This window comes from Microbacterium sp. A93, from assembly GCF_051842835.1.
In genome coordinates, this window is the sequence record NZ_JBPXMT010000002.1 from 448,538 (window position 1) to 473,590 (window position 25,053).

The 25,053-nt window shown below is 69.1% G+C and carries 26 protein-coding genes and 2 pseudogenes; 15 read left to right on the forward strand and 13 right to left on the reverse strand.

Annotated elements, in window-relative coordinates; genetic code table 11:
* The first annotated feature begins 72 nt into the window (after window positions 1-72).
* Entirely contained in the window at window positions 73-558 is a 486-nt protein-coding gene (locus tag ACSU1G_RS06330; RefSeq protein ID WP_439279070.1) for an acyl-CoA thioesterase, read from the forward strand.
* A 191-nt stretch (window positions 559-749) separates the two neighbouring features.
* Complete coding sequence (locus ACSU1G_RS06335) at window positions 750-953, forward strand: hypothetical protein (RefSeq protein ID WP_439279071.1); 204 nt, start codon at window positions 750-752, stop codon at window positions 951-953.
* A gap of 20 nt (window positions 954-973) precedes the next feature.
* On the opposite strand, the gene ACSU1G_RS06340 is transcribed toward ACSU1G_RS06335, so the two are convergent.
* Window positions 974-2,080 (reverse strand): YeiH family protein, encoded by a 1,107-nt coding sequence (locus ACSU1G_RS06340; protein ID WP_439279072.1) that lies wholly within the window; start codon window positions 2,078-2,080, stop codon window positions 974-976.
* 71 nt (window positions 2,081-2,151) lie between these two features.
* Between ACSU1G_RS06340 and ACSU1G_RS06345 the strand changes: the two genes are divergently transcribed.
* Together ACSU1G_RS06345 and ACSU1G_RS06350 are read left to right on the forward strand one after the other, a co-directional pair.
* On the forward strand, window positions 2,152-3,093 hold the full coding sequence (locus ACSU1G_RS06345; RefSeq protein WP_439279073.1) for a LysR substrate-binding domain-containing protein: 942 nt from the start codon (window positions 2,152-2,154) through the stop codon (window positions 3,091-3,093).
* Between the two features lie 58 nt (window positions 3,094-3,151).
* Complete coding sequence (locus ACSU1G_RS06350; RefSeq protein WP_439279074.1) at window positions 3,152-4,150, forward strand: MDR family oxidoreductase; 999 nt, start codon at window positions 3,152-3,154, stop codon at window positions 4,148-4,150.
* A gap of 64 nt (window positions 4,151-4,214) precedes the next feature.
* Here ACSU1G_RS06350 and ACSU1G_RS06355 read toward each other — a convergent pair whose 3' ends face one another.
* A complete protein-coding gene (locus ACSU1G_RS06355; protein WP_439279075.1) occupies window positions 4,215-5,378 on the reverse strand; it encodes an epoxide hydrolase family protein in 1,164 nt (387 codons plus the stop codon).
* Between the two features lie 60 nt (window positions 5,379-5,438).
* On the opposite strand from ACSU1G_RS06355, the gene ACSU1G_RS06360 reads away from it, so the two are divergent.
* The 5 genes from ACSU1G_RS06360 (at window position 5,439) to ACSU1G_RS06380 (ending at window position 12,342) form a co-directional block, all read left to right on the forward strand.
* Entirely contained in the window at window positions 5,439-7,064 is a 1,626-nt protein-coding gene (locus ACSU1G_RS06360) for an MFS transporter (protein ID WP_439279076.1), read from the forward strand.
* Window positions 7,065-7,263: 199 nt separating this feature from the next.
* Window positions 7,264-9,522, forward strand: coding sequence for a tannase/feruloyl esterase family alpha/beta hydrolase (locus ACSU1G_RS06365; protein ID WP_439279077.1), 2,259 nt, complete (start codon window positions 7,264-7,266; stop codon window positions 9,520-9,522).
* Between the two features lie 193 nt (window positions 9,523-9,715).
* Window positions 9,716-10,630 carry a MetQ/NlpA family ABC transporter substrate-binding protein gene (locus ACSU1G_RS06370; RefSeq protein ID WP_439279078.1) on the forward strand — a complete coding sequence of 305 codons (915 nt, stop codon included), beginning with the start codon at window positions 9,716-9,718 and terminating at the stop codon, window positions 10,628-10,630.
* Between the two features lie 15 nt (window positions 10,631-10,645).
* Window positions 10,646-11,677, forward strand: a complete 1,032-nt coding sequence (locus ACSU1G_RS06375) for a methionine ABC transporter ATP-binding protein (RefSeq protein WP_439279079.1) — start codon at window positions 10,646-10,648, stop codon at window positions 11,675-11,677.
* Complete coding sequence (locus ACSU1G_RS06380; RefSeq protein WP_439279080.1) at window positions 11,674-12,342, forward strand: methionine ABC transporter permease; 669 nt, start codon at window positions 11,674-11,676, stop codon at window positions 12,340-12,342. Before ACSU1G_RS06375 ends, ACSU1G_RS06380 begins: the two co-directional genes overlap by 4 nt.
* Window positions 12,343-12,459: 117 nt before the next feature.
* On the opposite strand, the gene ACSU1G_RS06385 is transcribed toward ACSU1G_RS06380, so the two are convergent.
* Entirely contained in the window at window positions 12,460-14,307 is a 1,848-nt protein-coding gene (locus ACSU1G_RS06385; RefSeq protein ID WP_439279081.1) for an S-layer homology domain-containing protein, read from the reverse strand.
* A 268-nt stretch (window positions 14,308-14,575) separates the two neighbouring features.
* Between ACSU1G_RS06385 and ACSU1G_RS06390 the strand changes: the two genes are divergently transcribed.
* The gene (locus ACSU1G_RS06390) at window positions 14,576-15,106 is read left to right on the forward strand and encodes a hypothetical protein (protein WP_439279082.1); all 531 of its coding nucleotides are present in this window, start codon (window positions 14,576-14,578) and stop codon (window positions 15,104-15,106) included.
* Window positions 15,106-15,756: pseudogene (locus ACSU1G_RS06395) on the forward strand (YhgE/Pip domain-containing protein); the annotation flags it as partial. The gene ACSU1G_RS06390 and the pseudogene ACSU1G_RS06395, both read left to right, overlap by 1 nt.
* Window positions 15,757-15,873: 117 nt before the next feature.
* Here ACSU1G_RS06395 and ACSU1G_RS06400 read toward each other — a convergent pair.
* The 6 genes and pseudogenes from ACSU1G_RS06400 to ACSU1G_RS06425 all read right to left on the reverse strand — a co-directional run.
* Window positions 15,874-16,494 (reverse strand): annotated as a pseudogene (locus ACSU1G_RS06400) (PEP/pyruvate-binding domain-containing protein); the annotation flags it as partial.
* Window positions 16,491-16,832 (reverse strand): hypothetical protein, encoded by a 342-nt coding sequence (locus tag ACSU1G_RS06405; RefSeq protein ID WP_439279083.1) that lies wholly within the window; start codon window positions 16,830-16,832, stop codon window positions 16,491-16,493. The gene ACSU1G_RS06405 and the pseudogene ACSU1G_RS06400, both read right to left, overlap by 4 nt.
* A 2-nt stretch (window positions 16,833-16,834) precedes the next feature.
* Window positions 16,835-17,089, reverse strand: a complete 255-nt coding sequence (locus tag ACSU1G_RS06410) for a hypothetical protein (protein ID WP_439279084.1) — start codon at window positions 17,087-17,089, stop codon at window positions 16,835-16,837.
* A gap of 50 nt (window positions 17,090-17,139) precedes the next feature.
* The gene (locus ACSU1G_RS06415; protein WP_439279085.1) at window positions 17,140-17,475 is read right to left on the reverse strand and encodes a hypothetical protein; all 336 of its coding nucleotides are present in this window, start codon (window positions 17,473-17,475) and stop codon (window positions 17,140-17,142) included.
* On the reverse strand, window positions 17,472-17,876 hold the full coding sequence (locus tag ACSU1G_RS06420) for a hypothetical protein (RefSeq protein ID WP_439279086.1): 405 nt from the start codon (window positions 17,874-17,876) through the stop codon (window positions 17,472-17,474). The genes ACSU1G_RS06415 and ACSU1G_RS06420 overlap by 4 nt, the downstream gene beginning before the upstream one ends.
* A gap of 157 nt (window positions 17,877-18,033) precedes the next feature.
* A complete protein-coding gene (locus tag ACSU1G_RS06425; RefSeq protein WP_439279087.1) occupies window positions 18,034-18,492 on the reverse strand; it encodes a GNAT family N-acetyltransferase in 459 nt (152 codons plus the stop codon).
* Between the two features lie 113 nt (window positions 18,493-18,605).
* On the opposite strand from ACSU1G_RS06425, the gene ACSU1G_RS06430 reads away from it, so the two are divergent.
* Both ACSU1G_RS06430 and ACSU1G_RS06435 read left to right on the forward strand, forming a co-directional pair.
* Complete coding sequence (locus tag ACSU1G_RS06430; protein WP_439279088.1) at window positions 18,606-19,130, forward strand: hypothetical protein; 525 nt, start codon at window positions 18,606-18,608, stop codon at window positions 19,128-19,130.
* An 18-nt stretch (window positions 19,131-19,148) separates the two neighbouring features.
* The gene (locus ACSU1G_RS06435) at window positions 19,149-19,598 is read left to right on the forward strand and encodes a DUF421 domain-containing protein (RefSeq protein ID WP_439279089.1); all 450 of its coding nucleotides are present in this window, start codon (window positions 19,149-19,151) and stop codon (window positions 19,596-19,598) included.
* 46 nt (window positions 19,599-19,644) lie between these two features.
* Here ACSU1G_RS06435 and ACSU1G_RS06440 read toward each other — a convergent pair whose 3' ends face one another.
* The 4 genes from ACSU1G_RS06440 to ACSU1G_RS06455 all read right to left on the reverse strand — a co-directional run bounded on the left by ACSU1G_RS06440 (window position 19,645) and on the right by ACSU1G_RS06455 (window position 23,496).
* Entirely contained in the window at window positions 19,645-20,124 is a 480-nt protein-coding gene (locus ACSU1G_RS06440; protein WP_439279090.1) for a hypothetical protein, read from the reverse strand.
* A gap of 52 nt (window positions 20,125-20,176) precedes the next feature.
* Window positions 20,177-21,928 carry a flavin-containing monooxygenase gene (locus tag ACSU1G_RS06445; protein ID WP_439279091.1) on the reverse strand — a complete coding sequence of 584 codons (1,752 nt, stop codon included), beginning with the start codon at window positions 21,926-21,928 and terminating at the stop codon, window positions 20,177-20,179.
* A 45-nt stretch (window positions 21,929-21,973) separates the two neighbouring features.
* Entirely contained in the window at window positions 21,974-22,813 is an 840-nt protein-coding gene (locus ACSU1G_RS06450) for a mycofactocin-coupled SDR family oxidoreductase (protein ID WP_439279092.1), read from the reverse strand.
* 251 nt (window positions 22,814-23,064) lie between these two features.
* Window positions 23,065-23,496 carry an Hsp20/alpha crystallin family protein gene (locus tag ACSU1G_RS06455; protein ID WP_439279093.1) on the reverse strand — a complete coding sequence of 144 codons (432 nt, stop codon included), beginning with the start codon at window positions 23,494-23,496 and terminating at the stop codon, window positions 23,065-23,067.
* A 148-nt stretch (window positions 23,497-23,644) separates the two neighbouring features.
* On the opposite strand from ACSU1G_RS06455, the gene ACSU1G_RS06460 reads away from it, so the two are divergent.
* Window positions 23,645-23,935, forward strand: a complete 291-nt coding sequence (locus tag ACSU1G_RS06460; protein ID WP_439279094.1) for a MerR family transcriptional regulator — start codon at window positions 23,645-23,647, stop codon at window positions 23,933-23,935.
* A 296-nt stretch (window positions 23,936-24,231) separates the two neighbouring features.
* Window positions 24,232-25,029: a DNA alkylation repair protein gene (locus ACSU1G_RS06465; protein ID WP_439279095.1), complete on the forward strand. Its 798-nt coding sequence runs from the start codon at window positions 24,232-24,234 to the stop codon at window positions 25,027-25,029.
* Window positions 25,030-25,053: the final 24 nt, after the last annotated feature.

Sequence of the window (25,053 nt, forward strand, 5' to 3'; positions counted from 1 at the left end):
ATCACCACCATATACCTATGTCCATAGGTATGTCGAGACGCCGTCGTCATACTCGGGACTAGTCTTCAGATCATGACCACCGAACAGCCCTCGAACCGCACCGCCGCCCTGCCCACCGTGGGCCCGGACGGGACCCTCGACCCGGCCGGTGACGGCGTCAGCTTCCACACCCGCAAGTGGGTCAAGCCCGAGGACCTCAACGCCAACGGCACCCTGTTCGGCGGTTCGCTGCTGCGCTGGATCGACGAGCAGGCCGCCATCTACGCCATCATCCAGCTCGGCAACCACCGCAGCGTGACCAAGCTGATCTCCGAGATCAACTTCGTCTCCTCGGCCCGTCAGGGGGACATGATCGAGATGGGCCTGAAGGCCACCCACTTCGGGCGCACCTCGCTGACCATGCGCGCCGAGGTCCGCAACATGATCACCCGTCAGGTCATCCTGACCATCGAGCGGATCGTCTTCGTCTCCCTCGGTGAGGACGGCCACCCCGCCCCGCACGGCTACACGGACATCACCTACCACCGGGACCGGCTTCCGGTGCAGCACCGGGACTAGATTCCCGACGCCGGTGCCCGGGTTCCCGGCCCCCGGCACCGCGGTGCCCCGCACCGGGCACTCAGGACCGGGTGCTCGGCACCGGGCACTCAGCACCGGGTGCTCGGCATCCAAGCGGGGACCAACCCGTGCATGACGGCGCCGGCAGGCCGATGATGGAAGCAGTATGGAAGCAGTCGAGAGGAGATGCCATGAGCGAACAGAAGAACACCCCGGGAACCACCTCGGAGACCATCACGGTCACGAAGACGGTGACCACGAGCGACGCCGAACTAGCCGAACGGCTGGTCGCCGATGCCACCCAGGCGCAGGTCAAGCACGAACAGGACGACGCCCGAGCGGACGACTGGGGTGAGGCCTCCTTCCCCGCCTCCGATCCCCCGCAGAACTACTGAGGGCCTCACCCCAGCGGCCCCTACAGGCGCAGCACCGCGATCCCGCCCAGCGAGGTCCCCAGGATGACGGCGGTGGACAGGGCCCCGAGCACCACCGGGCGGAAACCCACCCGCAGCAGACTCCTCAGGTGCACCCCGAGCCCGAGGGCGAACATGGCGGCCGAGAGCAGCAGTGTCTGCAGGATCTGGGTGCCCGCCAGCACCGGCTCGGGCAGCAGGCCCGTGGTGCGCAGCAGCATCGTCGCGATGAACCCCAGCACGAACAGGGGGATCAGGGGCGGACGCCTGCCCTGCGTCGCAGCACCCCCATGCCGGTCCTCTCGCCGGTCCTCGCTCCGGCGTACGTAGATGGAGAGCCCGGCCATGATCGGCGCCAGCGTGAGCACCCGGGCCAGCTTGACGGTGACGGCCACCGCGAGCGCCCCGCCGCCCACGGTCCCACCGGCGGCGACCACTTGGGCCACCTCGTGCGTGGAGGCCCCGATCCAGATCCCCAACGTCTCCTCCGGCAGCCCCAACACCCCGCCGAGGAAGGGCACCAGCGGGATCATCAGCGTGCCGAACAGCACCACCAGGGTGATGGCCGTGGCCACCTCCTGCTGTCTGGCCTTCACCACACCGTCAGCACCGGCCACCGCGGACGCGCCGCAGATGGAGAACCCGGCGGCGATCAGCATCCGCTGGGCCATCGAGACCTTGAGCAGGTGCCCGATCCACAGGGTCGCGAGAAAGGTCACCGTCACCGAGAGCACCACCACGGCCAGCACCCCGGCGCCGAGGTCCAGGACCGAACCCAGGGAGACCTGCAGGCCCAGCAGCACGATCCCCGCGCGCAGCAGCCTCCTGCCGGAGACCGCCACCCCCGGGTCCAGCCGCGCCGGCACGGGGGCCAGGTTCCTCCAGGCCACACCGCCGAGGATCGCCACGAGCAACGGGCTCACACCCGGCAGCAGCTGGCCCGACCCCCAGGCGAGCACCGCGGCGCCGAGGCAGACCGCCAGACCGGGCAGGGCCGCCGTCGGGAAGGACGGGAATCGGAAGCCACCCCGCGGCGTGCGGTGACCCGGCGCGTCTCCGGGCGGGAGGGCGTGAGGCCGGGCGCCGCCGGTGGCCTGGGGAAAAGTCATCCCTCGACGATTCCAGTCCCCGCCGGCCGGCAGTAGCCCCCGGGCGACCATCGCGGTCATATGATGCTGATATGCCCGCTGCAGCCCCTCCCCACCCCCCGATCGACTCCTGGCTGAACCTGAGCATGCTGCGGCTGCTCGTCGGCACCGCGGACCACGGGAGCCTGAGTGCCTCGGCGCGGGCGGCGGGGATCGCGCAGTCGAATGCCTCGCGGTCCCTGCGCACGCTCGAGCGGCGGCTCGGCTACACGCTGCTACACCGCTCCACGCGCGGGTCCACCCTGACAGCAGAAGGCGTGCTGACCGTGGAGTGGGCGCGCGAGGTACTGGAGGCGGTGGACCGTCTGGCGGCCGGGGCGGAGGCGTTGGCGCACCGCGGGCAGGAGGAGCTGACGATCGGCTCGAGCATGACGATCGCCGAGCACCTGCTGCCGGGATGGATCTGGGCGTTCCGTGCGCAACGGCCCGGCGTGGCCACGCGGCTGACGGTGATGAACTCGGCTCAGGTGATCCAGGCGGTGGCCGGCGGGGACGTGGCGCTGGGCTTCGTGGAGACGCCCGACCTGCCCGCGGGGCTGCAGCATCTCACGGTGTTCACGGACCAGCTGGTGGTGGTGGCGAGGCCGGGGCACCCGTGGGCGCAGCTGGACGGGCCGCTGGAGCCGGCCGAGCTCGCGGTCACGGCGCTGGTGGAGCGGGAGGAGGGCTCCGGCACGCGCGCGTTCCTGGACCGGCTCGTGGACGACCACCGCCCCGCGCCACTGGTCGAGCTCAACAGCAATTCCGCCATCTGCCAGGCGGTGATCGAGGGGATCGGACCGGCGGTACTGTCCCGGCTCGCGGTGGCCGGCTACCTGCGCTCCGGCCAGTTGACCGAGATCCCGACGCGCGGGCGGCAACTCGGCCGGACCCTCCAGGCGGTCTGGCGGGACCGGCTGCCGCCCGCTGGCGCCGCGGCCGCGTTCGTGGAGGTCGCCCGCGGTGCGGGGAGTCTTCCGGACGCTGGCCACTGACCCAGCCCGTCCGTAACGTGGGCCGTGGAGACACCACTCATTCGACAGAGGAGGACGCATGCGCGCAGTGATCGTGGAGGCCCAGGGTGCTGAGGCCCAGGTCAAGGAGATGGCGGAGGATGAGATCCTGGTGGGCGTGGGCCAGAGCGGCACCGTGGAGCTGGACGTGCTGTACTCCAGCTACAACTACAAGGACGGTATGGCCATCACCGGTGGAGGTCGGGGCATCCTGCAATCCTGGCCCATCATCCCGGGCATCGACATCGTCGGCACCGTCACCGCCTCCGAAGACCCGGACTGGGCTGCCGGGGACACGGTGGTGCTGAACGGGGACGGCATCGGCGAATCCCTGAACGGCGGCTTCGCCACCCGGGCGAAGGTCAGTCCCGCGGCCCTGGTCAGGCTGCCCGAGTCCCTGAGCCCGGAGCGGGCCGCCGCCATCGGCACCGCGGGGTTCACGGCCATGATCTCCGTGCTGCACCTCGCCGACGCCGGCGTGACCCCGGACTCCGGTGACGTGCTGGTGACCGGTGCGGCCGGCGGAGTGGGCTCCGTGGCGGTGTCCCTGCTGGCCGGCCGCGGCTACCGGGTGGTGGGCTCCACCGGTCGCGTCGAGGAGGAGGGCGACTACCTGCGCGAGCTGGGTGCCGCAGAGCTGCTCGACCGCCACGAACTCTCCGAGGAGCTTGGCGGGCCACTGCAGAACCAGCGGTGGGCCGGGGCCATCGACGTGGCCGGCAGCACCACCCTGGCCAACGTCCTGGCGCAGACGCAGTACGGCGGCACCGTCTCCGCCTGCGGCCTGGCCCAGGGCATGGACCTGCCCACCACCGTGACCCCGTTCATCCTGCGCGGGGTCACCCTGACCGGGGCGAACTCGGTCTACGCCCCCCGGTCCCTGCGCGAACGGGCCTGGACGGCACTCGCGGAGGAGCTCAACCTGGAGCAGCTCGACGCCATGACCACCACGATCGGCCTGGCGGAGACCATCCCCTACGCCCACGAGATCCTGGCAGGGCGCACCCGCGGGCGCACCGTCGTCGACGTCAACGCCTGACCTTCACTTTCAGGGCAGAACGAACCGGTTCGTTCTGCCCTGAAAGTGACGGAGGGGGGACCTGTCAGCGGAGCTCGCGGAGGAATTCGGCGATCTCCCGGGCCAACGCCTCGGGCTGCTCGAGGGCCGCGAAGTGCCCGCCTCGCGGCATCTGACTCCAGCGGCGGATGTCCGGGTAGAAGCGTTCCACCAGCGAGCGCGGTGGCAGGCGGATCTCACGGGGGAAGGCGGCGTAGCCGGTGGGCACGTCCACGGTGGCCCCGCCGTCCAGCGGCCCGTTGCCGTGCACCTGGTCGTAGTAGGGCCGGAAGGAGGAGGCGATGGCCCCCGTGAACCAGTACAGGCAGATGTTCGCGAGCATCCGGTCCCGGTCCACGGCCTCGAAGACGTCCCCGCCGTGGTCCGTCCAGGCGTGGAACTTCTCCCCGATCCACGCCGCGAGACCCGACGGGCTGTCCATCAGCGCGGCCGCGAGGGTCTGCGGCTTGGTGCCCTGGATCTGACCGTAGGCACCCTCGAGGGAGCGCCAGGCGATGGACTTCTCCCGGTAGTCCAGCTCCTCGGCGGTGGCGCCCTCCACGGGAACGGCCCCCGGGGAGATCGCCATGAAGTTCACGTGCACGCCGGCCAGCTTCTCCGGGTGCCGCACCCCGAGGCTCGTGCTGATGTGGGCACCCCAGTCTCCCCCCTGTGCCGCGAACCGCTCGTAGCCCAGCACCTCGGTCATCAACTCGGCGAAGACGTCCGCGATCTCCGGGACGGCCAGCCGGTCCTGGCCGGGGCGGAAGGACAGCCCGTAGCCGGGCAGCGATGGGGCCACCACGGTGAAGGAGTCCGCCGGATCCCCGCCGAACCGCGCGGGGTCGGTCAGCCGCGGGATGAGGTCCAGGAACTCGAACACCGAGCCCGGCCACCCGTGGCTGAGCAGCAGCGGCATCGGGTCGGGACCTCTTCCGGGCACGTGCAGGTAGTGCACGGGGATCCCCCGGATCTCGCTGCGGAACTGGGGGAAGGCGTTCAGCGCCGCCTCCTGGCCGCGCCAGTCGAACCCCTCCCGCCAGTACCCGAGCAGCTCGCCCAGCCAACCGACGTCGGTCCCGTGCGCCCATGGCCTGCCCGGCGCCTGGTCCGGCAGCCGGGCGTGGGCGAGCCGACGGCCCAGGTCCTCCAGCTCGGCATCGGGGACGTGGAGTTCGAAGGGCACGGGCCAGCGGGCATCTGGTGTCATGGGCCACAGGGTACGTGAACCGCCAGCGCGGGTGGGCGAGCGCCGCTGTAGCCTGCAGCAGTGCCCTCCTCCGAAGACCCCTCCGAAGACCCCTCCGCAGAACAGCCCCGCCAGACCCGCACGCCCGGCACCACGGTGACGGCGCCGGCCGACCCGCAGCCCGCCGGCCCAGCCGCCGCCGTGCCCGCCGCGAACCCCCGACTGCTCGTGGCCGTGCTCGCCGCCACCGGAATCGTGGTGTCCCTCGCGCAGACGTTGGTGGTCCCGATCCTCGGGGAGCTGCCCGCCATCTTCGACACGGATGTGGCCACCGCCTCCTGGGTCATCACGGTGACGCTGCTCGTGGGTGCCGTCAGCACGCCGGTCATGGGCAAGCTGGCCGATCTGTACGGCAAGAAGCGCATGATGCTGGTGGCGGTGGTCCCCTTCATCATCGGCTCCGTGGTCTCCGCGCTCGCCACGGACGTGATCATCATGATCCTCGGCCGCGGCCTCCAAGGGCTGGGCACCGGCATGATCCCCCTGGGCATCTCACTGATCCATGACGTGCTGCCCCCGAAGAAGGCCGGCTCGGCCATCGCCCTGATGAGCTCCTCCATGGGCATCGGCGGCGCCCTGGGCATCCCGATGGCTGCGGCCGTGGCCCAGTTCGCCAGTTGGCGCGTGCTCTTCTGGGCGACGGCGGCCATCGCCCTGGCCACGGCCGTCACCATCGTGGTGGTCATCCCCGCGATCCGCCCGGCGGCCCGTCCCGCCGTGCTCGGCAAGTCCGGGAAGCCGGTCCGCTTCGACGTGGTCGGCACCGTCGGCCTGGCCGTCGGACTGACGGCCCTGCTGCTGGGCATCTCCAAGGGCGCCGAATGGGGCTGGGTCAGCGTCCTGACCCTGGGCTGCCTGGGGGCGGCAGCCGCAGTGCTGGTGGTCTGGGGCGCCTACGAGTGGCGCCGTCCGGGTCCGCTGGTGGACCTGCGGACCAGCATCCGCCCCGTGGTGCTGCTGACGAACGTGGCCACGATCCTCTTCGGTTTCACCATGTATGCGATGAACCTCATCATCCCGCAGATGATGCAGCTGCCGGTCGAGCTGGGCTACGGACTCGGCCAGACCATGATCCAGATGGGACTGTGGATGGCCCCCATGGGGCTGGGCATGATGGCCGTCTCCGGACTCGGTGCCAGGATCAGCTACCGCCGGGGCCCGAAGACCACCCTGACACTGGCCGGCGTGGTCATCGCCGCCGGCTACGGGGCCACCGCACTGGTCCTGGCCACCCTCGGGAACCGCACCACGGGGGCGGCGGACGGCGCCACCCTGCTGTGGACGCTCGTGCTGCTGTGCCTGGCCGGGGCGGTGGTCGGCTGCGGGATCGGCTTCGCCTACGGCGCCATGCCCGCCCTGATCATGAGCGCCGTCCCGGCGACGGAGAAGGCCTCCGCGAACGGACTCAACGCCCTGATGCGCTCCCTCGGCACCACCACCTCCGCCGCAGTCATCGGTGCCCTACTCGGAGCCATGTCCCACCAGGTCGGCGGCGCGCTGGTGCCCACCCACACCGGCTTCCTGGTCGCCCTGCTGTGCGGGGCCGGAGCGGCGCTGGTGGCGGCCGGGATCTCCGCGGTGATCCCGGTGCGGACCACGGGGCGGACGGGACATCGGGTGGCGGGCCGGGACCAGGTCTCCACCTGACACCTTCCACCGGGCAGCAGGGGTCTTGAAGTTCCCCGGGGCGAGTGGGATAACAGTTCATGTGGCCGGCGTCACATCCGGCCCGTACTCCACTCATCCACCAGCTCCTCGGCTCTACCGCGGCCTGGCACCCGACGACTGACGTCATGGTCAGCCCCGCCTGATGCATTCCCTGGAGCACGCACCAAGGGGATTCACCATGTCAGGATTCACCACGCCGGCCCTTCGCTGGGCCGGCACCCTCGCGGCAGCAGCCCTGCTGGCCGCGGGGCTCACGGGACCGGCCCAGGCAGCCGGGCCGGGGCAGACGACCGGTGCGGCCGGCGTCGGGCCCTCCGTCCTCACGGCAGCGGTCAGCGACACCGCGGAGATGGACTGCACCGACCTGGCCGGGCTTCAGATCAGCGCCGGAGAGATCGACGTGCCGACCTCGGGTGCCGTGGTCAACACCGCCGAGCAGGTCACGGACGAGACGGACGGCTCCTACTGCAAGGTGGTCGGCAAGACCCTGCCGGTGGACTCGGAGGCGCCGGGGGTGACGTTCCAGGTGAACCTCCCGGCCGAGTGGAACGGCGACTCGCTGCAGTATGGCGGCGGCGCGTTCAACGGGACCCTGATCACCGGCACCGGCCGCCACAACCTGCAGCCGCACGACCTCGAGACGCCGCTGGCCCAGGGGTACGTGACCCTGGGCTCGGATGGCGGCCACGAGTCCAGTGCCGGTTTCGACGCAACCTTCGCCCTCAACGAGGAATCGCTGAAGGACTATGGCCTGTGGTCCATCAAGAAGGCCCATGACGTCTCCGAGGTGCTCACCGAGGCCTACTACGGCGAGGTTCCGGAGCACGCCTACTTCATCGGTGGCTCGCAGGGCGGGCACGAGGCCCTGGACGCCGCGGCCCGATACCCGGACGACTACGAGGGTGTCGTGGCCAACTACCCGGCCTACAACGTCATGATGCTGCACCTGGCCTCCCTCAACGCCGGCCAGGCCGTGTACGCCGAGGACGGCGCCGCCTGGCTCAGCCCGGCGGACACAAAGCTGCTGACGAACACCGTCTACGAGATGTGCGACACCGTGGAACTGGACGGGGTGGTGGACGGGGTCATCTCCAATGTCTCCGGCTGCAACGACGTGCTGACCCTCGAGAAGGTCACCGAGCTGCTGGGCTGCGAGGCCGGCAACACCGGGGAGGATGCCTGCCTGAGCCCGGAACAGCTCACCGCCATCGACACCATCGCCTCCTCCTACTCCCCCGGCGTCGAGATCGCCGGGCAGAGCGAGTTCGGGCCCTGGCCGATCCTGGAGGGCGCCCTCTGGGAACGCTCCACCTTCGGGGCCGAGCCCCAGCCCTCCAACCCCCTCTCCGGTTCCGAGGGCCTGCTCTACAGCGTGGGCGCCACCAACGTGAAGTACCTCATCACGCAGGATCCGGCCTATGACGCCATGGAGTTCGACCCCACCGAGTGGGAGGACCGGATCCAGGAGCTGGCCGCCATCACGGACGTCTCCGATGTCAGCCTGGAGCCCTTCTTCGACCGTGGCGGCAAGCTGCTGATGACGCACGGCACCGCGGACGACTTCATCAGCCCGCACAACTCGGATGCCTACTGGGAACAGCTGACCGAACAGTTCGGCGAGTCGCTGGCGGAGCACGCCCGGTACTACAAGGTCCCCGGCCTGGGCCACGGTTTCGGTCCGTTCAACGCCACTTGGGACGGGCTCGGGGTGCTCACCGACTGGACTGAGCGCGGCGAGGCCCCGGGTACCCTGACGGCCTTCGACGCCAACGCGGGAACCGACCGGACCCGGCCGATGTGCCGGTTCCCGGCCTGGCCCGAGTACCAGGGCACCGGCTCCGAGGATGCCGCGGCCTCCTACGAGTGCGTGACGAGCCGGACCGGGCAACCGCCGGCGGACTTCACGGACAACGCCCCGGGCTCGCAGTACTACGCGCCGGTCCGTTGGCTGCAGCTGCAGGAGATCAGCCGCGGTTACGCGGACGGCTCCTTCGGCAAGGTCAAGGACATCTCCCGCGGGGAGTCGCTGGCCTTCCTCTACCGCTATCTGGACCCGGACGCGGAGCCCGGCGAGGTCCCGTTCCGGGACGTGGCCGAAGGGTCCACGTTCTTCGAGCCCATCAGCTGGGCCGCCGGGGCCGGGGTCGCCCAGGGCTACACCGACGGCGACTTCAAGCCGTACCGGCCCGTGACGCGTGGGGAGTTCGCCACCTTCCTCTACCGCGCCGTGGACCCGGAGCACCAGGGGCCGGAGGACACCGAGTTCTCGGACGTGGAGACCACCGACTCCCACTACCAGGCCATCACCTGGCTGGCCTCGGAGGGGATCTCCGAGGGCTACCGTGACGGCTCCTACCGGCCGGGACAGCACATCTCCCGGGCCGAGACCGCCACGCTGCTCTACCGCTACCAGGAGCTGGTGGTCGATCAGGGTTGACGCCCACCGGCCAGTCGCCCAGCCACAGTGATCCGACCCAGCCACAGCGATGATCACTGTGGCTGGGCAGGATCGTTGTGACGCAGGATTCCCGGCCGCGTGAACTATCCTGTATGTCGGCGTATGACGGGGCGAGCGCGCGTAAAACTACGCTTAACCAGTCACCACCCCCTTGACAACAGGAGCATCCCCCATGATTCGCAACCGCACCCGCGTGCTGTCCCTCTCCGCCCTGGCCCTCACCGGCGCATTGGCCCTGTCCGCGTGCGGCGGTGGCGGTGGCGACAACGCCACCGCCGAGCTGGGCACCGAGGAGAACCCGGTCCAGCTCGGCGTGGTGGGCGCCTCCGAGGCGTACTGGACCACCTACGAGGACGCCGTGGAGGCCGAGGGCATCTCCCTGGACATCGTGGACTTCACCGAATACTCGCAGCCGAACCCGGCCCTGTCCGAGGGCGAGCTGGACATCAACCAGTTCCAGCACATCCAGTACCTCGCGGACTACAACGTGGCCTCCGATGACACCCTGCAGGTCATCGGCGCCACGGTCATCTACCCGCTGGGCCTGTACTCCACGAAGCACGACTCCCTGGAGCAGATCCCGGACGGCGGCCAGGTCATCGTCCCGAACGACACCGTGAACCAGGCCCGCGGCCTGCTGGTGCTGCAGGCGGCCGGCCTCATCACCCTGCAGGACGGCGGCAATGCTGCCTCGAACCTCGAGGATGTCATCGAGGAGGAGTCAAAGGTGACCGTCTCCGCCCTGGACGCCGCGGCCATCCCGAACTCCCTGCCGGACGTGGACGGCGCGATCATCAACAACGACTTCCTCAACAACGCCGGCCTGACCGGTGAGGACGTCCTGTTCGAGGACGACCCGGCCGATCCGGCGTCCTTCCCCTACATCAACATCTTCGCCACCACCGAGGAGAACGCGGACAACGAGGTGCTGGCGCAGATGGTGGAGATCTACCAGAGCAACGAGGACGTCCAGGCCGGCGTCCAGGAGTCCGCCGGCGGCACGGCCGTGTTCGTGGACACCACCGTCGAGGAGCTGCAGACCTCCCTGGTGGACACCGAAGAAGCCATCCGCAGCGCCGGACAGTAAGGACAGCCGCCCCGCATGCCCCACATCGCCCTGCGAGACGTCACCAAGCAGTACCCGCCCGCCCAGCGCGGCGGGGACCCTGTGGTCGCCGTCGATCGCGTCTCCCTCGAGATCGAACGGGGCGACGTGTTCGGCATCATCGGGTACTCCGGTGCCGGCAAGTCCACCCTGGTGCGGCTCGTGAACGCCCTGGAGCCGGCCACGTCCGGGACCATCGAGATCGACGGTACGGATATCACCCGGCTCTCCGCCGCCAAGCAGCGTGAGATGCGCACCGGCATCGGGATGATCTTCCAGCGGTTCAACCTGCTGAACTCGCGCTCGGTCCGCCGCAACGTGGAGTACCCGCTCGAGGTGGCCGGTTGGGACAAGGCCAGGCGCAAGGCCCGCGCCCTGGAGCTGCTGGACTTCGTGGGGCTGACGGACAAGGCGGAGAACTACCCGGAGCAGCTCTCCGGCGGGCAGCAGCAGCGCGTGGGGATCGCCCGCGCGCTGGCTGCGGACCCGGAGATCCTGCTGGCGGACGAGGCGACCTCCGCCTTGGACCCCGAGACCACGGACGAGGTCCTGGACCTGCTGGCCCGGGTCAACCGGGAGCTCGGCGTGACGATCGTGGTCATCACCCACGAGATGGAGGTGATCGCCCGGATCGCCACCAAGGTGGCCGTGATGGAGCGCGGCCGTGTGGTCGAGTCCGGCGCCACCTATGACGTCTTCACCACCCCGCAGACCTCCACCGCCAGGCGCTTCGTGCGCACCGTGGTGCGGAACCTGCCCTCCGGGGACGAGCTCACGGAGCTGCGCGCCCAGCACGAGGGGCGCTTCTTCACGATCTCGTTCACGGACGCCGGGGCGTCCGAGGCGCGCGTGTTCGGCGCGCTGGCCCGGGCTGGCGTCGACTTCAACCTGGTGTACGGCGGCGTGGACTCGATCCAGGGCCGCGTCTACGGGCTGCTGACCATCGCCGTACGCGGTGAGGATGCGGCCGTCCAGGCGGCGCTGGCCTCCATCGGCGAGGGTGTCACCGTGCAGGAGGTGGCCGCATGAGCATCAGCGAGCAGGTCGTGGACCTGATGCCGACGCTGCTGGAGCAGACCGGCATCATGATGTGGATCGTGGCGCTCTCGCTGGTCTTCGGCGGGATCGCCGGGACCATCGTGGGCACCGCGCTGTATGTGACCCGCAAGGGCGGGATCATGCAGCAGCCCATCATCTTCTGGGTCCTCAACGTCATCGTCAACACGTTCCGCCCCGTCCCGTTCATCATCTTCATCGCGGCCATCCAGCCCTTGGCGCGGCAGGTGGTGGGCACCGGCATCGGCTCCGACGCCGTGGTGTTCGGCATCTCGATCGCCGCCACCTTCTTCATCGCGCGGCTGGTGGAGCAGAACCTGATGGCCGTGGACCCCGGCGTGATCGAGGCCGCCCGCGCCATGGGTGCCGGACCGTGGCGCATCATCCGCACGGTCATCCTGCCGGAGGCCTTCGGTCCGCTGATCCTGGGCTACACCTTCGCGGTCATCGCCCTGATCGACATGTCCGCCGTGGCCGGCATCATCGGCGGCGAGGGCCTGGGCAACTACGCCGTGGCCTACGGCTACCGCCAGTTCGACCCGGTCGTCACCTGGAGTGCGCTGGTGATCATCGTGATCGTGGTCCAGGTGATCCAGGCCTTGGGCAACCTGCTGGCCCGCAAGATCCTGCGGCGGTAGGCCGCCGGCAGGCAACATCAACGGCGGGGAATCACGACGGCGGCCGGGCACCTCAGGTGCCCGGCTGCCGTCGCTCGTTATGAGGGCAGAACGAACCGGTTCGTTCTGCCCTCAACGTCAGTTCACCACGCCGTCGTAGCGCTGGAGGAAGGTGGCGAACTCGGCCCGGGTGACGTTGGCCCCCGGGTCGAAGGTGCCGTTGGCACGGCCCGTGGTGATCTCCTCATGGACCATCCAGGAGATCGCCTCGTAGAAGTTCGTCTGGCCCTTGACCACGTCCTTCAGCTGTGACGTGGCCGGGGCGGTGTAGTCCGGGTCGGCCTGGCGGTAGAGCACGGCCGCCACCTGACCGCGGGTCATGTTGGTCCCGGACCGGAAGGTGTGGTCGGAGTAGCCGGTGACCACACCGTTCTGCGTGGCCCAGCTGATGGGTTCGAAGAAGTTGTGACCGGGCGGGACATCCTTCAGACCCGAACTGCCCGGAACCGTGAAGTCCTCATCCACATAGCGGTAGAGGAAGGCCACGGCCTCGCCACGGCTGACGGGGCGGTGCGGCCTGAACGTCCCATCGCTGTACCCGGTGGTGATCTCGCGCCCAACCATCCAGTTCACGGGGGCATAGAACCAGTCGCCCGAACCGACATCTGAGAACCGCACCGGTGGCGCCGCATAAGGGGAGACCTTGAGGGTGTAGGGCTTGCCCCAGGTGGCCCAGGTGTCCTGCCCCCGGATCGCGATGTAGGACCGGCCGGCCGGCAATTGGACGGCCTGCGCGGCCAACGCGACCCCGTTGGCCGCGGCCGGCCCCAGGGGGAACTCGTGGGTCCGCCGACCGTCCGCGTCATACACGCCCACCACGTAGGAGCTGGCTCCGGTCAGCCCCGCCGGGAAGGTCAGTGACAGGCTCACCCGGGCTGCTGCGTCCAGGTCCACGGCGTAGTAGTCGTCGTCGTACCACGAGGTTCCGGAGCTCGACCCGGTGTAGGCCACCCCCAGGGGCAGGGAGTCGGCTGCCGTCCGGGTGTCGTTCGGCTCGGTCTCCACCACGCCGGGGGTGTGCGTCACCCTGACCGTGTAGGTCTTGCCCCACGAGTCCCAGGTGTTCTGGCCGGTCAGACGGAGGTAGTACTGGCCCGCGGGGAAGTACAGGGCCGTGGACCGCAGGCGCGAACCGTCGGCGTCGGCGGACCGCAGGGTGAAGGCGTGCAGCGTCCGCCCGCTCGCGTCCATGAGGTGCGCCTCGTACGCCGTGGCACTGAAGAGCCCCGCCGGGAACCCCACATCCACCACCATCCGGCCGTCGCTGGGCAGGTTGACGCCATAGAAGTCGTACTCGTACCAGGAGTTCGAGAGCATGGACCCGGAGTACGTGGCGCCCAAGGGCAGCGCGTCGGCCAGAGCCCTCGTGTCGTTGGACTCCGTCTCCACGGCCCCGGGGGTGTGGGTGACGGTGAGCGAGTAGTCCTTGCCCCACGAGTCCCACGTGTTCTGCCCGCTGATCCGGATGGAGAACCGGCCGGCGGGCAGGTACATGTCCAGCGCCTTGAGCCGGGCTCCATTGGAATCCGAGGCGACGACGTCATAGCTGTGGATCACTCCCCCTCCGGAGTCATAGACGGTCAGCCCGTAGACCTGAGCGCTGGTCAGCCCGGCAGGGAACTGGAAGTCGATCCTCGTCAGCCCGGCTTGCGGGAGCGTGACACCGAAGAAGTCGTACTCATACCAGACCGTCGAGTCCATGGAGCCGGTCATCGTGTCCCCCAGCGGGAGCGAGTCGGCGGTGGCCAGGGTGTTGTTCGGCTCGGTCTCTGTCAGGTCGGCCGCGTGGACGGGGCCGGTGAGGAACAGCGCCGTCAGGACGGCGGCAAGAAGAGTGACAAGGAGCGCTATGAACCGAGTGGTGAACGTCTGCGGGGGTCGATGTGGGCGCGGCAGGGGAAGGTCTGGGACCTCTGGCCTATTCACTTGTTCTCCTGGGGGATGCGGAGGGATGACCGCCGGCCCGGGCTTCCATGAGACGTGCACCGACCTGCGATGGGCAGGAGCGTAGCAAGTGCCGCCACAGGAGACCAGCATTGCCAGCCACGCCTGAAATCCCCTGACACGCGTAAGAATCCGGAGCATCCAGTGGCCGCCCTGTCATCGGTCTGACTTATAACGATCCGCTCGATTGGCCCTCAAAAATTGACAAGTGTAATACCTCGTCCTGCCAGCAGCATCAGCAGGACGACCCATGAGCGATCAGTCGCCACCCCAGAACCAGCAGCCACACCCCCAGACCGGCCGCTCCCTGGCGCCCCTGGTCAACGCCGCCGCGCTGCAGCGGTTGGAGGCCACGTTCGAGCGGGTGCCACCGGTGGAGCTCGGGGACACCTGGACGGTCTTCGCGCAGGACACCTTCCTGACCCTGCTGACGGACCTCGCCGAGCGCCGCCGCTTCCACCTCTCGGCGATCACGCTCAACCCCACCGAGGTGGCCGGCGACTTCGTCCGCTACATCTCCCACCGCCTCCTGGACCACTCCCCGCTCGGCCCCATCATCCACCGCCGCCCCGGCCCGGACACCGCCACCCAGCGCGCCGAGTTGCTGGCCGCCGGCACCGTCTGGCTCGTCCAGCAGTGGCTCGCCGCCTCCCCCGACCCGCTCACCGAGATCGAGGACATGGTCGGCCGGCTCTCCGCCCTGCTGCTGGCCAGCTCCGGCGCCACGGCCGCCGAGATCGCCGCCGTCCGCGCAGCCACCGACCCGGAAGGGGCCGGCTGATGGCCCAGCACCGCAAGGCCAAGCCCACCTACCACCTGAGGCACGACGCCGGCCGGCCGGTTTCCGCCCACCGGCGCGCCTTCCCTGCCCGGTCGGTAGGCCGCACCCCGCCCGCACCACCGGCCGCCCTCGAGTCGTCACCCGACACCTCGGCCCTGAGGAAGTACGGTCCGCTGGCCTGGTTCGGAGTGATCCTGCTGGCCCTGGCGATCATCCCCTCGATCTACTCGGGCCTGCTCACCAGCTCCGTCAAGGACCCGACGGGTCATCTCGATGCGGTGCCGGCCGCCGTCGTGAACCTGGACGAGCCGGCCGAATCCCAGGGCGAGACGATCCACCTGGGCGATGACCTGGCGGAGGAGCTCGAGCACCCGGACGAGGCCAGCTCCAACCTGGACTGGCGGCCGATGGACGCGGAGGCCGCGCAGTCCGCCCTGCAGTCCGGGGACGTTCTGGCGGTGCTGACCATCCCGGAGCACTTCTCGTCCAACGCGGCGGGGCTGTCCACGGGCGAGGCCGCGGACGCGCAGTCCTCGCGGCTGCAGGTCCAGTCCAATGACGGCGCCAACATCATCATGGGCAACATCGCCTCCACGATCGGCACCACGGCCGCGGCCACGGTGGCCGAGGGGATCGGCGAGGAGTACGTGCAGAACGTGCTGCTGGGTTTCACGGAGGTCCATGACGGCATGGTCGAGGCCACGGACGGCCGGGGTGATCCGGCCGGAGACCACCGGCTCCCCCGCGCCCCCCGCGGCCTCGATCCCGCTCTGCGCATCGGCCTGTGCTCCGGTGAACATCACCCCGGAGACCTCGGCGCCCACGTACCGCTGGACCAGCACGGCCATCCCGCCCGCACCCCCTTCGTCCCCCGTACCCGCCGCTCCAACCGGCCTGGCGTGGTGCCGCGCTCGGTACGCCACCGCACGCTCTCCCCACAGCGACGCCCAGCACCGCAGGACCGCCGGGCCGGTTTCCTCCGCACCTCGGACGTTCAGGACGCTCTCATGCTGGCCGGCCCCCGAGGCCAGCGCCCCGTCCTCTCCTAGTGCGGAGGACCGCACCGCCACGGCCACGGGAGCGGTCACGGCACCGGCCCCACCCACCGGGCCGCCCAGAGATCTCAGCCCCTCCCGCACCCCGTCCGCGACCGCCGCGGGCAGACTGGAGGCGAGGAGCCGGCGTCGTGCCTCAGGGTGGTGGCCGGCGGCCAGCCGCTCCAGGCCCAGTGCGCTCGCCACCTCTCGGTAGACGCCCACCGGGATCGCGAAGCCGTCCGGCACGGCGAATCCGGCACGGAGCAGCCGGGCCAGGGGCGCCGCCTTGCCACCGCACTCCGCCGGATCACCGGCGTCCCGGAGGGCCACCCTCCTCGTCGCCGCGGTCACGGCCGCGTCCCGCCGGGGAAGCCGGTCCAGCGCAGCGGTTCGGGCAGGTGGGATTGGTCGTTGACCATCACGATGCCCGGCGGTTCGCCCTCGCGGACCTCGAGCATCGTCAGCGAGTCGTTGGCGATCCCGGCCAGGGACATCCAGCATGCGGGCGGGAAGGCGAGGGCCTGACGGATCAGCCATGCGATGGGGTAGGCGTGGGTGACGAGCACCTCGTGCGTGGCGCGCTGGCCCGGCGCGTTCGACCGACCGAACCGCCTCACCAGGGCGTCCGCCGAGCGGCGTCCCGCGTCCGCCTCCCCGTAGCGTACGAGGTAGAGGGTGCGGGCCGCCACGGTCACGCCCCGCTCGGTCCCGGTTCCGCGCCGCGAGCGCGCCCCAGGCTGGCGAGCAGGTCTTGGTGGAGTTCGGCCCAGACGGTGTGGCAGGACAGGATCCCGACGCCGGCCACCCACCGGTCCTCGCTCGCGCGCGCCTTCTGCACGGCGGCAGCGAACTGGCGCGGGTAGCGGGTGAAGCGGGGCAGGCGGTGCGTCAGGTCTTCGAGGAGATGCCCGAGCGACTCGCCCTGCTCGTTCAACTCGCGGAGCACGTCGGCGCGCCGGGCGGACTGCTCGGCGGGTGGCCCGAGCTGCCAGCGCGTCAGCAGGGTGACGAAGCGTTGAGCTCCTCGAATCGGTCCGCCGCGTCGGTCAGGGTGGGCTCGGCCCCGGAGTCCCCACGCTCCTCGGCGAGCAGGGCGGTGAGGCGGTCTCGTCCGGCGTCCGTGAGGATCCAGCCCGTGGCGTCGGCGAAGTCCGTGCGCTCGACGAGGCGTACTCGGCCGAGGTCGAGGAGGACGCCCTCCGTGGTGTCGGCGTCCAGATCGGCCCGTTCCGCGGCAGCCGCGGTCTCGGCGAAGCCGCCCAGGCGGACGGCGTTGAGCACGAGCAGTTCGGGGTGGGATCGCCAGACGGTGGCGACGTGGTGCTCGGTCACGGCTGGTCCTCCGCGGTGCCGGCCTGGGTGCGGTAGGAGACCCGCTGGAACCGCTGTTGCGCGGCCTGGGGTGACTTCACCCCGAGCTGTCCGGCGATGTCGGGCCAGGTCAGTCCCTCCGCTCGGGCCACGAGCAGCAGTCCGGCCTCGAGCGCGGCCATGTCCTCCCGCGCCGACTCCACGAGCCGCAGAGCGGCGCGTAGGTCGTCATGATCGGCGTGCCCCACGGCGGAGTTGGCCCGATCCAGGGTGAACCGCAGCAGGGTCAGGTCATCGGGCGGGCTTCCGGCCCGTTGCCACGGGAAACGCGGCAGGCCGTCGGCACCGGCGCCGAGCAGTCGGTCACGTGCGGCGGCGACTTCATGGAGTTCGTGGGACTCATCAGGGACAGCTGGGGTCATGCGGTCAGCCTGTCAGAATCAACACTTTGTTGTCAATCTTCTGTTGATAACTCCAACCAGGAGCACACAGCTCAGTCACAGTGATTATCACTGGGGCTCGGCAGGATCAGCGTGGCTCGCCGTCAAAGCCGGCTGGGTAGACCCCACCGCTCGGCCGTCACCTCCCGCAGCGGTCCAGCCGCTCCCACGGCCAGTCCTCGGCGATCCAATCCACGAGCGCGTCTGCCAAGGGACCGTCCAGACCGGCGTGGCTGGCCCGAACCCAGGACTGGACGGTGACGTCGCAGCCCTCCTTCTCGGGCGGGTAGAGGTAGACGCAGCCGATCACGTCACCTTCACCGGGGCTCAGCACCGTGAAGGTGAACCCCTGGCGGGCCTCGAAGTCGGCGGCATGCCGGGTCAGGTCCCTGAGGTTCCGCTCCAGCGGATACCCCTCCGGCGGCGGCCAGCTGCCGTCCGGGTATCCGGGCGTGGACCGGATGTGCTCCATGCTGGACGCCCACGCTGCAAGGTCGGCCTCATTGTGCTGTGGGCCCAGCGGCTCGAGGCGGAACCGGTCAGTGACCAGCAGGACTGGCGGATCGAAGTCGGCAGGGATGAACGCCTGAGTGACCATGGGCGCAGTGTAGCGGGACCACCCGGCGCCTCACCACGCCCACCGAGGGACTGCTCACGATGACGATGATCCACCTATCGGTCCGCACAGTAACCCGGTGCTAGCTTGAGGCCATGGCTGACCAGTGGGAGCCCGACCGTTCAGGCGATGGCAAACAGTTGGAGAGCAAGGATCACGCCCGGTTCCAACGGCGTGAGTGGCGTTTCGTCCGCGTCGGGTGGGCTGTCCTGGCGCTCTTCATCGTCGCGGGCCTATTGGGGCTTTTCGGGAACGGCCCCCTGAGTGACAACTCGACCACCAGCGACTCCGGCCACGTGAGCATCGATCATCAGAGGATCGCGCGCAACCTGGCGGACGACACCCTGGTCCTGCGGCTCTCCGAGGAGACCGTCCAGGACGACCAGATCACCCTCAGGGTGACCGGCTCCTGGGTCGAGGACATCGACGTCTCCGGGATCGCGCCCCAGCCCAGTACGGAGTACGCCATCCCCGGTGGCGTCGCGTACGAGTTCGACGTGCTGGAGCCGGGCGACCTCACGGCGACCATCTCGTTCCGCGCCACCGGGTACGGATCTCTCGATGGCCGGGTGGCCGCAGGCGGGGATTCGGTCGGCTTCACCCAATTCGTTCTGCCCTAAGGAGACCCCAGGGACGCCGTGCTGCGCGCACTCGTCATCTACCTGATCCTGATGCTGCTCTTCCGTATGACGGGCAAGCGGTCGATGGCCCAGGTGACCACGTTCGACTTCGTCCTGCTGTTGCTCGTCGGCGAGGCGACGCAGCAGGCCCTGCTGGGCGAGGACTTCTCGATCGTGAACGCCGCCCTCGTGATCGCCACCCTCTTCGGCCTGGACCGGGCCTCCGATTTCCTCGGCTGGCGCTTGCCGTTCTTCAACCGCGTCACGGAGAGCGTGCCGTTGGTCCTCGTCCATGATGGCCGCGCCCTGGACAATGCCTTGGCCAAGGAGCATCTGAGCGAGGACGACATCCTGGGCGCGGCGCGCCAGAGCCAGGGGCTCGAACGGATGGACCAAATCAAGTGGGCCGTCCTGGAACCCTCCGGCGCCATCAGCATCGTCCCCAAGAGCGGCGGCCCCGTCACCTGAGGTGCCGGGACCGCCGCTTCACCTGGCGTCAGCGCTCGACCCTCCGTCAGTTTCGTGGCAGCGACGCCATGAACTCGTTGGTCGCCTCGTCCAGCAGGACATACTCCTGATAGTGGTCCACCGCGTCACGGGTGTCGGCGTAGAAGAACCGACCCCCATCCCCGAAGCCACCCTCCACCTCGATGGTGACACCGCGTCTGCGGTAGTCCTCCAGCACTCGGCCGTATTCCTCGGCCGAGTCCAGGACGCTGCACATGTGGTGGTACTTCAGCGCGAAATCGCCGCTGTCCGGAAGATGGCGGCGATAGAGGTCGGCCGGGCCGGAGACCGGCTGGATGATCTCGAACTGCAGGTCGCCCACGTAGCAGAGGCCGACGTCGATGACCAGCGGTTCGCTATCGGCGACGGGGAGTCCGAAGTCCTTGAAGACCGCGATGGAGCCGATGCCCTGCTCTTCGCGGAAGACCTCCACCGCACGATCGAGGTCGGTGGTGACCCAAGCCTGCTGGAAGATGTTCTTGTACACAGTGTCCCTCTGTTCTTCTGTTCCTCGGGATGGCTTGCTGTTCGCGGACCGGTCAGACCAGACCTTCGAGGTCGGCCTTGAGCTGGAGGGCCAGATACTTGGATCCCGGCCTGACGAAGGACAGGTTGCCACCCATGAACCACAGGCCGGGCTGACCGGACCTGCGCCAGACGGAGCGCAGCTCCCCCTCCTCGTCCAGTCCCCAGACGGGACCGCAGTCACGCACGGCCTCCTCGCCGAGGATGTCCCGTGCGGTATCGAGGATCCCCGTGTACCCGGTGGCCAGCACCACGGCATCCATGTCCTGACGCTCACCATCGTTGAAGACCACGGCACCGGGCTCCAGCCTGTCGATCTCGACGCCCTGCTTGACCGCGATCGTGCCGTCGACGATCAGCTGGGAACAACCCACGTCGATGTAGTAGCCACCGTTGCGTTCCAGGAACAGCATCATGGTTCCGGTGTCGTCGGGCCCCAGGGTGAGCTTGAAGCCGGCGGCCTTCAGTCCCTCGTGGACCTCCCGGTCCCGCTCGACCGCCGCGGCCGTCGCCGCTCGCAGACCGTCGCCGGCCGCCAGGTTGGGGGTGGACCACGCGATCAGGTCCGCGATCTCAGTGGGCGGCCCGTCCTCGGAGTAGAGGCCCAGCATGAGGTCGACGACCGTCTCGGCTCGGATGACGTAGGTCTCCGAACGCTGCAGCATGGTCACCTGGGCACCGTGCTCGGCGAGGTCTTGGCAGATGTCATGGGCACTGTTGCCCGCGCCCACCACGAGCACCCGCTTGTCGGCGTACTCCGCGCCCGAATCATAGAACCGGCTGTGGATGACCGACCCGCCGAAGGTGTCCTGTCCTGAGATTTCTGGCACATGCGGCAGGTTGCCGCTCAGTCCCGTCGCCATCACGACGTGCCGAGGGTGAAGGCTTCGCTCCGAACCGTCGTCGCGCCGCACGGTCACCGTCCAGCGCGCCTGGGCCTTGTCGTAGCTGGCCTCCCCAACCTCCGCGTTCGTCCAGACATTGAGCTCCAGGGCGCTGGCGTAGGTTTCCAGCCAGTCCCCCATCTTGTCCTTGGGGGTGAAGACCGGCCAGCTGCTGGGGAAGGGCAGATAGGGAAGGTGGTTCGAACCCACCGGGTCGTGGAGCACCAGGGAGCGATACCGATGACGCCAGCTGTCGCCGATGCGTTCGGCACGCTCGATGACGAGGGTGGGAACGTCAAGCCGGCCCAAACGAGCGGCCAGCGAGAGACCCGCGTGCCCACCGCCGATGACCATGACCTCGGGATCAGTATCCGTGAAGTCCCGGGTCCGGGTGCGCTCCTCCAGCCAGTTCCGGGCCGCCCGCCCGGCACCGTGGGCCCCACCATGGGGACGACGCCGGCCGGTCGTCTCCTCTAATCCCGTCAGCTCGTCGAGCTGGGTGAAGATGGTCGCGGCCCGCCAACCCGCAGGTGTCGAGGCCAGGTGCGCCACTCCGGTGCCACGGCCATGCCGGGTTCGCAGGGCGAACAGCACCATCATCGTGGACCCGTCTTCGCCATAGGCTGGCTCCGCACTCGGCGCGAGCTCGAAGCCGCCCGCCCCCTGCTCTCTCGCCGCGGCGATGAGCTCGCCCACTGCCTCGGCAGCGTGGCATGAACGGAAGTCCCAGGTGAAGGTGAGGACGTCACGCCACCAGCCATCGTCGGTAAAGACCTCGCCGAAGGACGTGCTCCCGCCCTCCGCTACCAGTCCCTCGAAGGCCTTGAGCCAGTCCTCGGCGACGTCAGCCGCCTGTCGATCAACCGATGCTGTCAATGTCATGGGTTCCCCTTAGTGCTCGACCATTACCGCCATTGGATGGTGCCGTTACTTCGCGTAAGCGCCGGCGTCGACGGGCAGGGTGATGCCCGTGACGTAGCGACCCTCGTCGCTGGCCAGGTACAGCAGGGCATTGGAGATGTCGTCGCTCTCGACCCAGGGCACGGGCAGGGAGTTCAAGGACATCATCCCGGGCATGGCCTTCTCGGCCGTCGGGTTCGGGTCCTCCGGGACGAACATCGAATACGTTCCCGGGTTCTGGATCATCATGGTGTCCACATTGGTCGGATGGATCGTATTGACCCGGATGCGATACTGAGCCAGTTCGTTGGACAGGTTCCGCATGAGCCCGACGATGCCGTGTTTCGCGGACACGTAGTGCGCCACGTGCTGGACTCCCTTGAGGCCACCGATCGAGCTGGTGAACACCATCGAGCCACCGTCGCCCTGCTCGATCAGGCGGGGAATCGCCACCTTGGCGGCGTGGAAGACGCCGGTCAGGTTCACATCGATCATGTCCTGCCACATCTGGCTGGTGATCTCCCAGGCGCGGCCGTAGGTGGCAATTCCCGCGTTCGCCACGACCGTGTCAATACGGCCCAGTTCCGCGACACCGTCGTCGAAGGCCTTCTGCAGAGCCTCGAGGTCGCGGACGTCCGCGACCTTCGCCACCATCCGCCGGCCGGTGGCCTCGACCAGCCGGGCCGTCTCGTCCAGGTCTTCCCGCGTGGCCAGGGGATAGAACGGCGTGACGGTGTCGATGTCGGCACAGATATCGACACCGATGATGTCCGCGCCCTCCTTGGCCAGCCGGACCGCGTGGTTGCGACCCTGCCCCCGCGCCGCTCCGGTGATGAAGGCGACCTTGCCCTCCATGCGTCCACTCATCGTGAGATTCCCTTCGTCGTCCTTGATCGAACATCCGGTTCATGGGGCACGGAAGGCAGTACAACGGCATGGGAGCGAAGCCGACCCCGGACTGCTGCCAACTGATCCGTGCGAATGATTGTGAGCGACATTACATCACGGATCATGGAGAGAAGTCAGTGGTCAGTGGCCGGTTTCATCGGCGGCTCCAGCACCTCGGGATCGAGGAAATGGGCCCCGGAACGGTCTCCGGGGCCCCTGCTCGGTGGGCCCTAGACGGCGGACTCCACGAGCTGCTTCTGGTCGCCGGTCGCCTCCACCGTGATGCGCCGCGGCTTGGCATGCTCCGCCACGGGGATCCGCACGGTCAGGACGCCCGCCTCGTAACCTGCCTTGATCGCACTGGTATCGAGCCGTTCACCCAGGATGACCTGACGACTGAAGAGTCCCCGCGGCTGCTCGGACGCCAGCATCTCGGCCCCTTCGGGGGCCCGCTGCTTCCGTTCGGCCCGGACGGTCAGGGCATTGCCCTCGATCCCGAGGTCGATCGAGTCCGCCTCGACACCGGGCAGGTCGAACGAGATGATGAACTGGTCTCCTTCCCGCCAGGCCTCCAGGGGCATGGCCGCCGGCCGGGACCGGGTGCCCAGCACCTGCTCGGCGAGTCGGTCAAGGTCGCGGAATGGATCGGTACGCATCAGCATGATTGCTCACTCCCAACAGATGTTCGGTTTCCCTACGCTGGCCAGTTAGGAAAATCTAAACTGGCTGACGCATATTTTTATACCTCGTGAACTCAGATCGTGCAAGAGTGGAATCAGTGGATTTTCGGAGCGACGGAAGGGAGCCGGAGTGGCAACACAGAAGGACAGCGAAGGCGTCTACAGCATCTCGGTGACGGCCAAGATGGTGGGCATGGGGCAGCAGAACCTCCGCCAGTATGAGAACCGCGGACTGCTGGAACCGGAGCGGACGGCCGGCGGCACCCGCATCTACAGCGTCCGGGATGTCGCCGTGCTCCGCCGCATCGGGGAACTGCTGTCCGAGGGCCTGAACCTGGCTGGCATCCGCATGGTCCTTCAGCTCGAGGCCAGCAACCGGCAGCTGAGACGAGAGCTGGACCGCCTCAAGGACCAGGACTGACCCGGACGAGACAGCACCTCCACCAGCACCGGCTCGACGTCGGCCGGTTCCGGCCCCGCTGTCAGGCCGGGTAGGGACGCGAGAGGTGTGGAGGATGTGGCAGGATCCCGGCTCGGAGATACTGAGGGCATGCCTTCCGCCGACGAGCTCCTGGCGACTACCAGGCACTCGCCCACGTCATATGTCAGGCGCGGGACGGTAGCTCGGACTTCTCCGGTTGGCTCATCTGGCCGGTCACCGGCGCGGTCGCCGTCCGGGCCGTCCGGGAGGACACCGATGCCGCGTTCACGGATGCCATGGCGCTCCTGGCCGAACTCACGGGCCGGCTCATCTCTGAGTTCTCCCTGCGCATCCTCCTGCGTCACGACCTCCCCCGGGGCCTGGAGATCATCGCCGGCTGGACGGATTCCTCGGACGCGCACGTCAGACGCCTGGCCAGCGAGGGCACCCGCCCCTACCTGCCGTGGGCGGTGCGCGTCCCGGGCATCACCACGCATCCCGGCCTGACCGTGCACCTCCTTGACGCGCTGTACCGGGATCCCAGCGACTACGTACGGCGCTCGGTGGCCAACCACCTCAATGACCTCAGCCGGGATGCCCCGGATCTGGTGGTCGAGACCGCACAACGGTGGCTGGACCTGCCCGAGCCGACGACTCCCGCGCTCGTTCGCCACAGCCTGCGCACCCTCCTCAAGAACGGCCACCCCGGGGCCCTCGCCCTGCTCGGGTTCGCGCCCGCGTCGGTGGACGTGGAGGGCCCGCACCTCACCGAGACGCAGGTGCCCTGGGGCGGCGAGGTCCGCTTCAGCGCGGTGCTGCGCAACAGCGGCCCAGAGCCCGCCCGCCTCGCCATCGACTACATCATCCACCACCGCAAGTCGAACGGCACCCTCAGCACCAAGGTCTTCAAGCTCACCACCGCCGATCTCGGCGCCGGAGACGAGATGGTCATCAGCCGGGCACACTCCTTCCGGGCCATCACCACCCGCCGCTACCACCCCGGCGGCCATGCGATCGCGCTCCAGGTCAACGGGATCGCCACACCCCCGGCGCCCTTTGAGCTATTGCCCGCGGCCGCCGCGCCCGGCGCCTGACCCGGTCAGCACCTGGCCCACCAC